We start from the raw sequence: 13,255 nt of genomic DNA on the forward strand, positions 1-13,255 counted from the left end.
TCATGAGCACCCTGGACAGGGCCATCGACACGTCGGCGGTATCGCCGCGCGACGAACTCCTCGCACTCCTGGAATCGCAACAGCGGTCATTCGTGGCCGGTGGTCCGCCTGATGCCGCGACGAGGCGCAATCGTATCGACCGCCTGGTGGCTCTGATGGTCGACAATTCGGACGCCCTCGTGGATGCGCTGGTCCGCGATTTCGGCAGCAAATCGAGGCTGGGTACGGTATCCACCGAGATCGTCGGCTCGATCTCGCAGATCGAGCACACCCGCGCGAACATTCCCAAGTGGATGCGCGAGACCAGACTTCTGCGCGCCGGGCGGGCCGTGGGTATCCGTGCGGAGGTCGTGCCGTCGCCGCTCGGCGTGGTCGGCATCATCGGCCCGTGGAACTTCCCGGTACACCTGGTCATCGTTCCGGCCGCAGCGGCCTTCGCGGCCGGGAACCGCGTGATGATCAAGATGTCGGAGGTCACGGCTGCGACCGCAGACCTGATGAAGTCACTGGCCGCACAATACTTCGACCCGAGGGAACTCGTCGTCGTGACCGGAGATACCGGCGTGGCCGCCGACTTCTCGTCACTGCCCTTCGACCACCTGTTCTTCACCGGATCCCCGGGCGTGGGGAAGTTGGTGCAGCGAGCCGCTGCGGAGAATCTGGTCCCGGTCACCCTCGAACTCGGAGGGAAGAATCCGGTGGTCGTCTCGCCCCAGGCCGACATCCGTCGTGCCGCGTCACGAACTGTGTTGGGACGTATGGTCAATGGTGGTCAGGTGTGTGTCTGCCCGGACTATGTCTTCGTTCCGCAGCATCAGGTCGACCGCTTTGTGGACACCGCGAAGAAAACGCTGGCAAACGCATTCCCGTCGATCGTGTCCGACCCCGAGTACCCGGCCAGCGTGAATGACGCCAACTATCAGCGGGTCATCGAGTTGATCGACGACGCCCGGCGCCAGGGTGCAATCATCGAATCCGTGGTCCCGCACGGGGAGACTCTCCCGGACCCGACGAGCAGAAAGATCGCGCCGACCATCGTGCGTGGTGTCGACGACCGGATGAAGATCGCACATGAAGAGATCTTCGGACCGGTGTTGGTGGTGCGGACGTATTCCGACCTCGCGGAGGTCGTCGACTATGTGAACGCTCGGCCGTCACCGCTGGTCACCTACTGGTTCGGGCCGGATCGTGACGATTTCCGCAACTACGTGCGCAACACTCGTAGCGGCGGCGTCGCCCGTAACGAGTTCGGGCTGCAGATGCTGCCGGCGGGAGCACCTTTCGGTGGTGTGGGTAACAGCGGCATGGGGGCCTACCACGGTAAGGCAGGGTTCGACACGTTCAGCCATCATCGGACCGCCGTCGGTTCCGATCTGCCGTTGTCGGTGACGACGTCGAGCGCGGTTGCCCCCTTCGGCCGTGGGATACAGCAGTTCGCCGATCTCACGATTCGGATCGCGCGCCGCCGCGCTCGTCGTCGTCTCGGCGGTGACCCTCGCCTGTCCAGTCCATCGAATGCCGACCTCTGAGGTGATGTGATGAGTATTTCTCTACTGCTGGAGATGTCGGCGTCGACCGATCCCGACCGGACCGCGGTGGTGTCCGACGACGTACGCGTCACGGTCGGCGACCTCGCGCGCATTGCCGACCGCGGCGCCGCGCGGATCGTGGCGACCGGTGCGAGCCGCGTCGCATATGTCGGTACCGGCGGAATCATGCTGCCCCTGCTGATCTTCTCCTCAGCGCAGGCGGGCACCGCGTTCACGCCGTTGAATTATCGACTGGGCGAATCGGCCTTGCTCGAGCTGATCGACCGGTTGCCGGAGCCTCTGGTGGTCGCGGACGCGGAGTACGTCGATGTGGTCCGTCGATCGGGCCGACCGGTGATCGAGTCGTCGGAGTTCCTGGCGTCGCTGGACGAGCCGCTCGACGATGCCGACGCAGCGGCCACCGAGATCGACCCGGACGATGTCGCCGTGGTGCTCTTCACGTCGGGAACCACCTCCCGTCCCAAGGCCGTCGAGCTCACTCATGCAAATCTGACCAGCTACATCATGGGTACGGTCGAGTTCGCCTCGGCCGATCCCGAGGATGCGGTGCTGATCTGCGTTCCGCCCTACCACATCGCCGGGGTAGGTGCGGCGCTGTCCAACCTCTACGCCGGCCGGCGCATGGTGTACCTCCGGAAGTTCGATCCGGCCGGCTGGCTGGATCTCGTCCTCGGCGAAGCGATCACGAACGCGACAGTCGTACCGACGATGCTCGACAGGATCATCGGGGTGCTCGATGAGGAGCCTCGAGCGCTGCCGACGCTGCGCACGTTGGCCTATGGGGGGTCCAAGGTTCCGTTGCCGTTGGTTCGCCGCACGCTCGAACTGCTACCCGACGTGGGCCTCGTCAATGCATACGGTCTCACCGAGACGAGCTCGACCATCGCGGTGCTGACCCCGGAGGACCATTGGGCGGCGCGCGACAGTGACGATCCGGCGGTTGTACGTCGGTTGGGTTCGGTCGGGCGACCGGTGCCCGGAATCGAACTCGAGATCCGTGGGGACGACGGCGGACAGGTCCCGCACGGCGAGACCGGCGAACTGTTCATCCGGGGCGCACAGGTCTCCGGGAAATACTCGGACATCGGATCGGTGCTCGACGCGGACGGGTGGTTCCCCACACGTGACATCGCCGCATTCGACGAGGAGGGCTACCTCTACATCGGCGGGCGATCGGACGACACGATCATCCGTGGTGGTGAGAACATCGCGCCTGCGGAACTCGAAGACGTACTCGTCGAACACCCCCAGGTCCGCTCCGTCGCCGTGGTCGGCGTCGATGACGCGGAATGGGGGCAGGCGATAGTGGCCGTCGTGGTTCCCGTGTCCGGCGAGGCGCCCGAACCCGACGACCTCAGAGCGTACGTCCGCGACCGCCTGCGGGGTTCGCGGACGCCCGACCGGGTGGTATTCCGCACCGACCTTCCGACCACACCGACCGGCAAGCTGCTGCGGCGGGTTCTGGTCGACGAACTTCGGCCCGCGCGAGCCGAGTAGTAAAGGAGTAGTTGATGATCAAGAGTGGAACCCGGCTGCAGAGTCAGGTGTGCGACACGCAGGTCATCGTGATCGTCCCAGCGGATTCGTTGGACGATCTTCGATGCGGCGGAGCTGCGATGGTGGAAGTCGGCGGCGCGAGGTCCGACGGTGCGGTTCTCGATCCGGACTTCGGCGATGGTGTCGCCATCGGCAAGCGATATGTGGACGACGCGGGGGCCGAGGTCCTGGTGACCAAGGCGGGCGCAGGATCGCTGTCCATCGGTGCGACTCCGTTACACCTCAAAGAGTCGAAAGCCTTGCCGGCCAGCGACTGACGACAGGACTGGCCGGTCGGACGGACGGGACTGCCGAACGTCCACCGGCCACGGTCACGCTCGTGAGGAAGTGTCGACCATCGACACGGATTATCTGGAAAGAGTCACAGTAGCGATAACAGTATGTGTACTTTGTTGTCGTTGCCCGGGTCGCTCGACCGGAGATCCGCGATGTCGCACAGCTGTCCGAAGGAGCAGAAGTGAAGAGAGCAAACACGAGGACGGGCGTGTTCACGTTCTTGCTCGCTCTGGGCACCGCGGCGATGTCGTTCATCGCCGGGGCTGCGCAGGCCGCGCCGGCAAGTGCTGTCTCGCAGCCTGACCAGGTACAGATGGGTGCGGCAAGCGGACCGTGTTCGGTCATGGCCAGGCAGATGCCGAATCCGGCGATGCCATCGCAGCCCATCCATGTCTTCGTGCCCGCCGGACCGGGGAAGACGCCGTTGACCGGCGACCGGTGCAACTCCGCACACCGTCCTGCGGTGGTGATCTCGCACGGCTTCGGTGCGATCACTCCGGACGCCTACAAAGGCCTCATCGAGCACCTGGTCAGCGTCGGGAACATCGTGGTGTTCCCGGTCTATCCCCTGGGCACCAATACCAAACAGTTCGAGGACAGCTACCGGCGGTTCGATGCGGGAGTCGTCGCTGCCCTGGCGGCCACCCGCGCCGATACCTCACGGCTGGGCTTCTGGGGTCACTCCTTCGGAGGTGGAATGGTTCCGTATCTCGTGCGCCAAGCGGGTGCACGCGGGTGGGGTGGCCGGGGGTTGTGGATGTCGATGGTGGCCCAAGCCTATTCGCAACTCGTCGGAAAAGGTGCGATCGACGTACCGCGGAACACGCAAGCGATGACGCTCGCATTCGATGATGACAACATGGCGGATGCGAGACTCGGCATCGACGTCTACTCGTCGCTCACGATTCCCGCCGCACAGAAGCGACACATCACCGTGCGCACCGATACCCACGGACAACAGGCGCTGGTTGCCGATCATCTGACTCCGGCGTCCGTCGGCAACGGCCTGATCGATGCATACGACTTCCTGCTGTATCGCTATGCCGACCAACTGCAGGGCTGCGCCATCGGGCGTACGAGTTGTGACGTCGACTGGTCAACGGTCGGCACCTGGTCCGACGGTCGACCGCTCTCGCCTGCTCGTGTCACGGATCATCCGGTGGATGTGGGCCCTGCACCGGCTCTCGTCGCCGATTGTGACGGGGGACTGGCCGGTGGGCCTCCGGTCGCCACCATCGGTGACCAGACGATCCTGGGCGGCATCAACCCGCGCTGGGAGAAATGCGGTCCGACGCGTCGATAGGCGTCAGCTCTACTTCTCAAACCGTTGTGCGCTCCGCGTCTGCACGCTTGGAGATGGCCATCTCGGATTCAGCGGTGCCGGTGCACCGAGACACTGTTCACCCGCGAGCCACGCTCTACTCGAATCATCTGCTGCGCAGGATCATCGGCCGATTGGATGACCAAGTCATCGCCGCGCGTCCGCCCCTCCGAACCTGTTGATCTTTGCGGCGATAGTATCTACTATCGCTGTGATGGTGTTCACAAACATCACGTATTGAGATCCACAACCTTCGCTTGCTTGCGTGGGCAGTCGAAAAGGAGAGCAGTGACCGGTCATCCGACGTCCCGACGGTCCGGTGTCTCGACTGCGCGCGCCGGTGCCGACGAAGAGCAACCGATCTCCAGCTCCGCCGGCACGAGTCCTTCGCGTCAGCGGATGATCTCCGCGGTGTTGGAGACGATCATCGAGGTCGGCTTCTACCGGGCGAGTTCCAATGAGATCACCCGGCGCGCGGGAATGACGTGGGGAGTGATCCAACGACAGTTCGGTACACGCGAAGCACTGATGCTCGCCGCGTTCGAACGGGAGTGGCAGCATCTGATCGACACGATGGGGACGCCGATCGTCGGCGACACCGCCGGCGATCGGATCCGTTGTCTCTTCGAGATCCTGAAGTCTCATTATGCTCGGCCCGAATACTTTGCATCGCTGCAGATCGTCATGAACTTTCGTCCCGATCCGCGGACATCGGATGCGACAACTCATGCGATCGAGCACATGACGGAGAAATCCACGGGCATATTGAGTGGGCTGCACAGTCATGTCCTGCCGGGCGTGGAGAACGCTCCCGCGCTCTCCAATCTGCTGTTCTTCAGCATCCGCGACTTCTTCATCGGTAGGCATGTCGAGGCGGCGATGAACCTGGCCGAGACCTACATGTGGCGGGCCGCGGGACATGCCGGCGAGGAAGAGGCCCTGATAAGGAATCTCACCCACCTGGTGGAGTTCAACGCGGTCGCTCCCGGGGGGCGTGCGTCTCCCTGCACTCCCGCGTTGTCCGATGGCGCGGCGCCCACCGGGAACCTCGCCACCGCGACCGGCCCTGCCGATGGGCTCGCCGGCGGTCACGGCTACGGATTCGGCGTTGCCAAGCTGGTTCCCGCTGCTGCAGGTGGGGTCGAGGTGACCCTCCTTCACGACTCACAGGAGGTCGAGACCGTCCATCTCGCGGGCATCGACGCGCCGACGGCGCCAGGGCATTATCAGGTCCGTGCTTCGGGAGCCGACCATTGCGGCTTCTCGGCCGAACTCGTGATCGAGACGCACGGTTCGGGATTCGATCTCACCGTCGCGCTGAGCGATTCGATTCTGCGGGGCGTCGGCATGATCGATCCGGAGGCGGCGGATACGCTGCTCGTCTCGTGGTCGTCAGCGCAGGGTCTCGTGGTCGGGATCTCGAAACACCGGCTCGACACCAAGGGTGATTCGACGGTGGTCACGTGCTCGGCGACCGACGACTCCGAGGCAGGGGTGAGCCGCTGGACGGCTCGAGGTTCTCGTTCGGGGACAAGCGGATTCACGGATGGATCGTTCGAGGTCGAGATCGACAGCGTGGGCGAGACATCCGGTGCTGCCGCATGGACGATCAGCCGGCGCGGCACCGCGTTGGAATTGGCCTGGGATCGGGGTGCGCGACGCATCATGGAAGGCTTCGGCTTTCTCGACACGGACCAGGAGAACTCACTGGTCGCCGCCCATTGGTACACGGGACCCAGACCCGGGCCGACCTCGGTTCCGCGGGTCACCACCACCACAGCCGTATCGGAGACGTGATGAACTTGAGAACCCGAGCAGATGTCCACGGCGAGCAGCCGGGAGCGATCGTCACCGACGTGTCGGACGACTGGTCGCGGGAGGTTGCGACACGATTGGCCGAACAGGGCCACATCGTGGTCATCGGATCGAGTGAGGCGGTGCTGGCCGACCTCGTCGCATGCGAGCTCCGAAGTCGGGGCATGACGGCATTCGGTGCGCAACTCGACCTGATGGATGTCGCCTCGATCAACGAATTCGCCGACGCGGCTCTGTTTCTGGCGGGTCATGTGGACCTCGTGGTCCATGTCGACCGCAGCCAGCCGGACCGGCCGTCAGATGATCGTGGTGGGTCCACGAACCGCGATCCCGACGCGGTGGTCACGCTGGGTGTGCATCACCTGGTCGCCTGTTTGCTCGACAACCCTGATGTCAGACGCGACCGCGAAATGCTGTTCGTCACTCCGAAACCCGGCGAAACCGGTACCGCGGCGAATGTTTCTTCTTGCTCGGCGTTCGTTCGAGCACTTGGTACCTGGGCGACTCGGCGCAAGCAGAAGCGACCCGCGGTCTGCCGCCACACGTGCTCATCCCGGAGAAGTCGGGAAATGGGGTCATGGCGGAGACTGACGCTTCGGTGTTGCGAGCCGATGACCTGGAGGCGCTACTCGACGACTGGGTGCGCGACAGCGTGATGCCCCAATTGCCACCCATCGAACTCGAGGCGCTGAAACTGACTGACGGTATCGACTATTCGGTTGCTGCACAAAGCAGTCCGAAGAAGCACGGTTGGCCGTGATCGGCCATCGTGTCCCGGCAACAGTCATCGCGAGTGCCGCAGAGCGATTCATCAATTCGATTCATCAATTCGATTCAGCGGCGAGTCTATTCACCCGACGACAGGAGTACAGGTGGTGAGGAAATCGGTGTCCGCGGCGATCGTGGGGCTCGGAACCACCGAGTACTCGAAGCACTCGGGACGCAGTGAACTGCGCCTGGCAGTCGAATCCTGTCTCGCGGCAATCGATGATGCCGGTATCGAGCCGAGCGACGTCGACGGCTTCGTGACCTTTTCGCTGGAGAACTCCGACGAATCGACACTCGCCCGAAACCTGGGGATCGACGAAGTCTCGTTCTTTGCTCGCACGGCCGCCGGTGGTGGGGGAGCGCCGGGTGCAATTGCGCTGGCGGAGATGGCCATTGCCACGGGCAAGGCGAAGACCGTCATCTGCTATCGGGCCATGAACGAACGGTCGGGCTTCCGGTTCGGACAGCCGATGTCCTTCGCCGGAAAAGGTGAGCCCACGACCGGCAGCGTCGACGGCTCCTGGTCGTCGCCCTTCGGCATGACCACGCCCGCTTCGTTCATGGCGCACAGTGCCCGTCGGTATGCACACCAGTACGACGTCCCCGTCGAATCATTCGGGCTGCAGCCGGTCGTGCAGCGGAACTACGCCGTGAACAATCCGGATGCGTTCTTCTTCGACCGGCCTATGACGCTGGATGATCATCAGGCGTCGCGGATGATCGCGGATCCCCTGCGCCTGTTGGATTGCTGTCAGGAAACCGACGGCGCGGTGGCGCTGGTCCTCACCTCGCGGGAGCGGGCCGCAGACCTCCGCCGGCCGGTGGTCACCGTGCTGGGTACGGCGATGGGCATAGCCGATCGGCAGCACGGAATGGCGACGATGTACCGCGACGACATCGCATCCGTCGAGGAGACCCGGATCGTCGGTGATCAATTGTGGCGACAGACAGGACTTCGCGCCGCGGACATGGACGTCGCGATCTTGTACGACCACTTCAGTCCGGCGGTGCTGATGCAACTCGAAGCACTGCGGTTCTGTGGCCCGGGTGAAGCCGTGGCCCTGGTCAAAGAAGGGGGCACGGCGATCGATGGCATCATTCCGACGAACACGAACGGAGGCCAGCTGTCCGAAGCGTATATGCACGGTTTCAACGGGATAGTCGAAGCCGTTCGGCAACTTCGTGCGACCGCGGTGAACCAGGTTCACGACGCGCACCATGTGGTGGTCACCGGCGGTCCCTACGTCGCCACCAGCGGCATGATCCTCGGCAGGCACTGATGGAGATGACCAGAAGTGCAGTGGCACAGGGTCGGCCCGCACCCGTGATCAACGGCGACACCGAGTTCTTCTGGGAGGCAGCCGCCGACCGCAAGCTGGTGGCGCAATGCTGCTCGGCGTGCCGAGTGTTGCGTCATCCCCCCGGCCCGGCCTGCCCGCAGTGTCATTCATTCGACTGGGAAGTCGTCGAACTGAGTGGCCGGGGCACCTTGTTCAGCTTCACGGTGGTTCACCATCCACCGGTTCCGGGCTTTGACGGTCCCGCGATCGTGGTGGTGGTCGAACTGGAAGAGGGAACGCGATTCGTGTCGAACATGACCGACGTCGACCCCGACACCCTGAAGATCGGTGAACCGCTCGAGGTGTTCTTTGTCGACCAGGTCGAGGGATGGACTGCGCCACAGTTTCGTCGCCCGGCCGAACCGTCGTCAGGAGTAGCGACATGAACGGCTGAGTGGACCGGAATTGATGTATCAGGAGAAAAGCGTTGCCGCACAGGATATGAGGTCATCTGAGGATCGCTGACCTATCGGCCGGCAATCACCAGATGTGTGTGCGCGACGCCGAATATGATTGTTTGTCAAAGGCATTCGCTCACCTTTCATGAGTGGACAGCCTGTCACATTTTTGTGGATGCGATATTCGTCTGTGCCGGAGGCATATTCGGAGGCATATTCGGTGGCCGAGTCGTGGATTCGTCGAGATGTTCGTGTCCGTCGAAGTGCAGAATTGATGTCGGATTCGTCGCATGAAATCATCCGAAAAGGTGATACCGTAATATATACGGCAAGCGATGCGATATGACCGCGCGTCCCACGAGAGTGCAGAACAGTTGTTGCAGTGGTCATTTCAGATGTCGCGGGATCGGCTATGGCTTACCTGCCCGAGATCCCCTCCGCCGGCCCAGGTCTAGACGTCACAGTTCAACGGAGGTAGCCCACATGAGAGTTCGAGTCGACAATGACGTGTGTCAAGGCCACACGTTGTGCTGGATGACAGCGCCGGACTATTTCGTGCTCGACGAAGTGGATGGCCACGCCACCGCCGTAGACGAGGAGATCCCGGTGGACCGGGCCGATGAAGTCCAGGTGGCGATCCGGTCATGCCCCGAACGAGCAATCACCGAGTTCTGACAGGAAGTTCAGCACAATGACGACAGCCAGATCCGAGGATCAGCTCGGCACCAAGCAGTGCCCGATCACGTTCGAGCGACACACCAGAGGGTTCCGCGATTCGTTCGAGGAGACCGCTGAGGAGTTGCACAGCAAGTGTCCGCTGGCGTGGACCGACTCCTACGGTGGTTACTGGGTCGCCAACGATATGCCCCAGGTCTTCGAGGTGGTCCGCGGCGCGAACCTCCTTTCGTCCGACTTCGACTCGTACGGAGAACGAAAGGGCTATCGGGGCATCATGATTCCCGGCGATCCGCGCCCCAGGCACCGTAGCGGCGTCATCGAGATGGACCCGCCGGAACAGCAGGGTTACCGGAAACAGCTCAATCCGTATCTGTCGCCGGCCGCGGTCGCGAGATGGATACCGGTGGTCGACGAAATCACCCGGGCGTGTATCGACGAGGTCATCGAGTCCGGCGAGATCGATTTCATCGACGACCTGGCGAATATCGTCCCGGCAGTACTCACCATGGGATTGATGGGGCTGCCGTTACGCGACTGGGAGGTGTACTGCTACCCGATCCACGCGCTGGTCTACACGGATCCGACATCCCCGGAGATGCAGGATGTCCTCACCGCCGTGGCCAAATACGAAGCGCACCTTGATGAATGGGTGAGCAAGGTCAAGGAGAATCCTCGACCCGGACTCGTCAATGCACTTCTCACCCTGACCGTCGACGGTGAGCCGGTCGACTACCTGGACGTCTTGGGCAATTGTCGACTCATCATCGGCGGGGGATTCGACACCACGACCGCCCTGACCGCACACTCACTCGAGTGGTTGTCGGAGAACCCCGATGAGCGGACGCGCTTGATCGAGAACTCGGACACACTGCTCGACTCCGCCACCGAAGAGTTCTTGCGCTTCTACACACCGGCACAAGGCAATGGCCGCACGATCGCCAGAGACGCGGAAGTCGACGGTGTCGAGGTGCACGAAGGCGAACGTATCTGGCTGTCCTGGGCGATGGCCAACCGGAACGCCGAGATCTTCCCGGAACCGAATCAGATCGACCTCGACCGCACCGGTAATCGTCACGCAAGCTTCGGCCTCGGCGCACATCGCTGCATGGGTTCGAACGTCGCACGAAACCTCTTCAAGCACATGGTGACCCACGTCCTCGATCGCATGCCGGACTATCAATGCGACAAGGAGCGGGCCGTGCATTATCCGTCGGTGGCCATCATCAACGGCATGCAGAAACTGCCGGCGACCTTCACCCCGGGTAGGCGCCAGGGCAAGGGACTGGCGGAAACGCTCGAACACCTGCAGAAGGTCGTGGATGAGCAGGGCATCGCCGAGCCGGTGACGTCGAATCCGTCGATCGCCGTCATCTGATACCGAAACTTCACGTGAGAAAGAAGGTACTACCAGTGGGAAAGCTGAACAACAAGGTCGCCGTGGTCTCCGGCGCAGGCCGCGGCCAGGGTCGCTCGCATGCGATAAGCCTGGCTGCCGAGGGCGCCGACATCATCGCCCTCGACATCTGCGCCGACCTGGAGGGCAACACGTACCCGTTGTCCACGCCGGCGGACCTCGAGGAGACCGCACGATTCGTCGAAAAAGAAGGCGCTCGAATCCATTCCGTTGTCGCGGATGTGCGCGACCGTAGCGCGGTGTGGGATGCCGTCGCGGCAGGTGTCGCGAACTTCGGTCGATTGGACATCGTTGTCGCGAACGCGGGAATCTGCCCGCTCGGTGAGGGACAAACGCGTCAGTCCTGGTCGGACACGCTGGACACCAACTATGGTGGCGTCGCGAACGTCATCCACGCCAGCCTGCCCCATCTGAAGGCCGGCGCGTCGGTGATCGCGACGGGCTCGCTCGCGGCCATGTTGGAGGCCACGGTGAGCAAGCAGGGGCCCGGCGGTTCCGCCTACAACCTCTCGAAATCGATGGTCGCCCGGTACGTCAACGACCTGGCGCTGCAACTCGCAGCAGACGGCATACGGGTCAACGCCATCCACCCGACCAACGTGAACACGACGATGCTTCAGAACGACGGCATGTACAAGGTCTTCCGTCCCGATCTGGAGAACCCCACCAGGGAGGACGCCGAGCCCGCCTTCGGAACCATGCAGGCGATTCCGGTGCCGTACATCGAGCCGAAGGACGTCACGGACGCCGTGCTGTTCCTGGCAAGTGACGCTTCGCGGTTCATCACCGGCATGCAACTCCGGATCGATGCCGGTGCTTACGTGAAAGCGGTTCCGTGGAGCGACTGAAGCACACTCCGTATCTCATCTCCCGAGGTGATCAATGACAGCAGTGATGCAGGGCGTACGTGTCGTCGAGGTCGCCGAACAGGCGTTCGGTCCGGGATCGACTGCGTTGCTGTCCGACTGGGGTGCCGACGTCATCAAGGTGGAGCCGGTGGAGCGCGGCGACGCGGGCCGGGGATTGGTCGCCCTGGGCAACGCCGACGTGCTCCCGATGTTCGAGAGCCTGAACCGGGGAAAACGCAGCATCGGTCTGGATCTGTCCTCCGCGGAGGGCCGAAACATCCTCTACGAGTTGGTCGCCGCCGCCGACGTGTTCGTCACCAACAAGCTGCCACGCGTTCGTGCCAAACTGCAGATCGATGTGGAGGGCATCCGTGCGCACAACCCGGACATCATCTACGTGCGCGCCACCGGCAACGGTGAGCGGGGACCCGAAGCCGGACGCGGCTCGTATGACCTGCTCGGGTTCTGGTACCGAACCGGAGCAGCCCTCGGAGCGACCCAGCCGGACGGCGATGTGCCCTTCCTGCCGGCACCGGGATTCGGCGACCTGATCGGTGCCATGACAGTCGCAGGCGGGATCATGGGTGCGCTCTACCACCGCGAGCGCACCGGTGCGGCACCTGTTGTGGACATCTCGCTGCTCGCCACCGGGATGTGGGCCATGAGCGGAGCGATCTCGGTCGCCGCGCTGCAACGTCAATGGGCGTGGCCACCACCGGCACGAAATCCACTGTCTGCGTCCTACCAAACCGCCGACGGTCGATCGATCGCACTGTGTTGCCTTCAGGCAGGGGAGTATTGGGCCTCGCTGTGTGAACTCATCGGACGCAGCGACCTCGCCGTCGCCGACCAGTTCGCGGACCACCAGTCGCTCATGGCGCACGGTGACGAAGCGATGGCCGAGCTCACGGCAACGTTCGCAAAGGAGGAACTCAGTCACTGGTGCAACGTGCTCGCGGAGTTCACCGGCCAGTGGACCGTCGTGCAGAATCCGGTGGAGGTCCTCGATGATCCACAGGTCGCGGCCAACGGACTGATCCAGGAGTGCGCGACCGCCGCCGGCGTCCCGTTCGAGTTGGTCACCGCCCCGATTCAGTACGACGGGGTACCGGCCACCACACGGCGTGGACCCACCTTCAACGAACATGGCGACGAGATTCTCGATGAGCTGGGCTTCGACTGGGACACGATCATCGATCTGAAGGTCCGCGGAGTGGTGCCGTGACGACCTCGCGTGGGCCATTTCGCGCATGGTCCGCGACGATCTGAATTCTACTGACAACCAAAAGG

Annotated in this window: 12 protein-coding genes; all 12 read left to right on the forward strand. The window is 63.3% G+C overall.

Annotated features, from left to right (window positions below):
* Positions 1 to 2 precede the first annotated feature (2 nt).
* Entirely contained in the window at positions 3 to 1,529 is a 1,527-nt protein-coding gene (locus AAFP35_RS14860) for an aldehyde dehydrogenase family protein (RefSeq protein WP_419222400.1), read from the forward strand.
* A gap of 9 nt (positions 1,530 to 1,538) precedes the next feature.
* Positions 1,539 to 3,047: a class I adenylate-forming enzyme family protein gene (locus tag AAFP35_RS14865; protein WP_419222401.1), complete on the forward strand. Its 1,509-nt coding sequence runs from the start codon at positions 1,539 to 1,541 to the stop codon at positions 3,045 to 3,047.
* A 14-nt stretch (positions 3,048 to 3,061) separates the two neighbouring features.
* Positions 3,062 to 3,364, forward strand: a complete 303-nt coding sequence (locus AAFP35_RS14870) for a hypothetical protein (RefSeq protein ID WP_419222402.1) — start codon at positions 3,062 to 3,064, stop codon at positions 3,362 to 3,364.
* Positions 3,365 to 3,564: 200 nt separating this feature from the next.
* Positions 3,565 to 4,686: an alpha/beta hydrolase family protein gene (locus tag AAFP35_RS14875; RefSeq protein WP_419222403.1), complete on the forward strand. Its 1,122-nt coding sequence runs from the start codon at positions 3,565 to 3,567 to the stop codon at positions 4,684 to 4,686.
* A 306-nt stretch (positions 4,687 to 4,992) separates the two neighbouring features.
* Positions 4,993 to 6,501 carry a TetR/AcrR family transcriptional regulator gene (locus AAFP35_RS14880; RefSeq protein ID WP_419222404.1) on the forward strand — a complete coding sequence of 503 codons (1,509 nt, stop codon included), beginning with the start codon at positions 4,993 to 4,995 and terminating at the stop codon, positions 6,499 to 6,501.
* Positions 6,502 to 6,596: 95 nt separating this feature from the next.
* Positions 6,597 to 7,175, forward strand: a complete 579-nt coding sequence (locus tag AAFP35_RS14885; RefSeq protein ID WP_419222405.1) for a hypothetical protein — start codon at positions 6,597 to 6,599, stop codon at positions 7,173 to 7,175.
* 216 nt (positions 7,176 to 7,391) lie between these two features.
* Positions 7,392 to 8,567, forward strand: coding sequence for a thiolase C-terminal domain-containing protein (locus tag AAFP35_RS14890; RefSeq protein WP_419222406.1), 1,176 nt, complete (start codon positions 7,392 to 7,394; stop codon positions 8,565 to 8,567).
* 5 nt (positions 8,568 to 8,572) lie between these two features.
* Positions 8,573 to 9,013, forward strand: a complete 441-nt coding sequence (locus AAFP35_RS14895) for a Zn-ribbon domain-containing OB-fold protein (protein WP_419222407.1) — start codon at positions 8,573 to 8,575, stop codon at positions 9,011 to 9,013.
* Between the two features lie 495 nt (positions 9,014 to 9,508).
* Positions 9,509 to 9,700 (forward strand): ferredoxin, encoded by a 192-nt coding sequence (locus AAFP35_RS14900; protein ID WP_419222408.1) that lies wholly within the window; start codon positions 9,509 to 9,511, stop codon positions 9,698 to 9,700.
* Between the two features lie 16 nt (positions 9,701 to 9,716).
* The gene (locus tag AAFP35_RS14905; protein ID WP_419222409.1) at positions 9,717 to 11,078 is read left to right on the forward strand and encodes a cytochrome P450; all 1,362 of its coding nucleotides are present in this window, start codon (positions 9,717 to 9,719) and stop codon (positions 11,076 to 11,078) included.
* Between the two features lie 35 nt (positions 11,079 to 11,113).
* Complete coding sequence (locus AAFP35_RS14910; RefSeq protein ID WP_419222410.1) at positions 11,114 to 11,965, forward strand: mycofactocin-coupled SDR family oxidoreductase; 852 nt, start codon at positions 11,114 to 11,116, stop codon at positions 11,963 to 11,965.
* Between the two features lie 34 nt (positions 11,966 to 11,999).
* Entirely contained in the window at positions 12,000 to 13,190 is a 1,191-nt protein-coding gene (locus tag AAFP35_RS14915) for a CaiB/BaiF CoA transferase family protein (RefSeq protein ID WP_419222411.1), read from the forward strand.
* The last annotated feature ends 65 nt before the right edge of the window (positions 13,191 to 13,255 follow it).

The organism is Gordonia sp. CPCC 206044, assembly GCF_048537895.1.
Taxonomy (GTDB): domain Bacteria; phylum Actinomycetota; class Actinomycetes; order Mycobacteriales; family Mycobacteriaceae; genus Gordonia.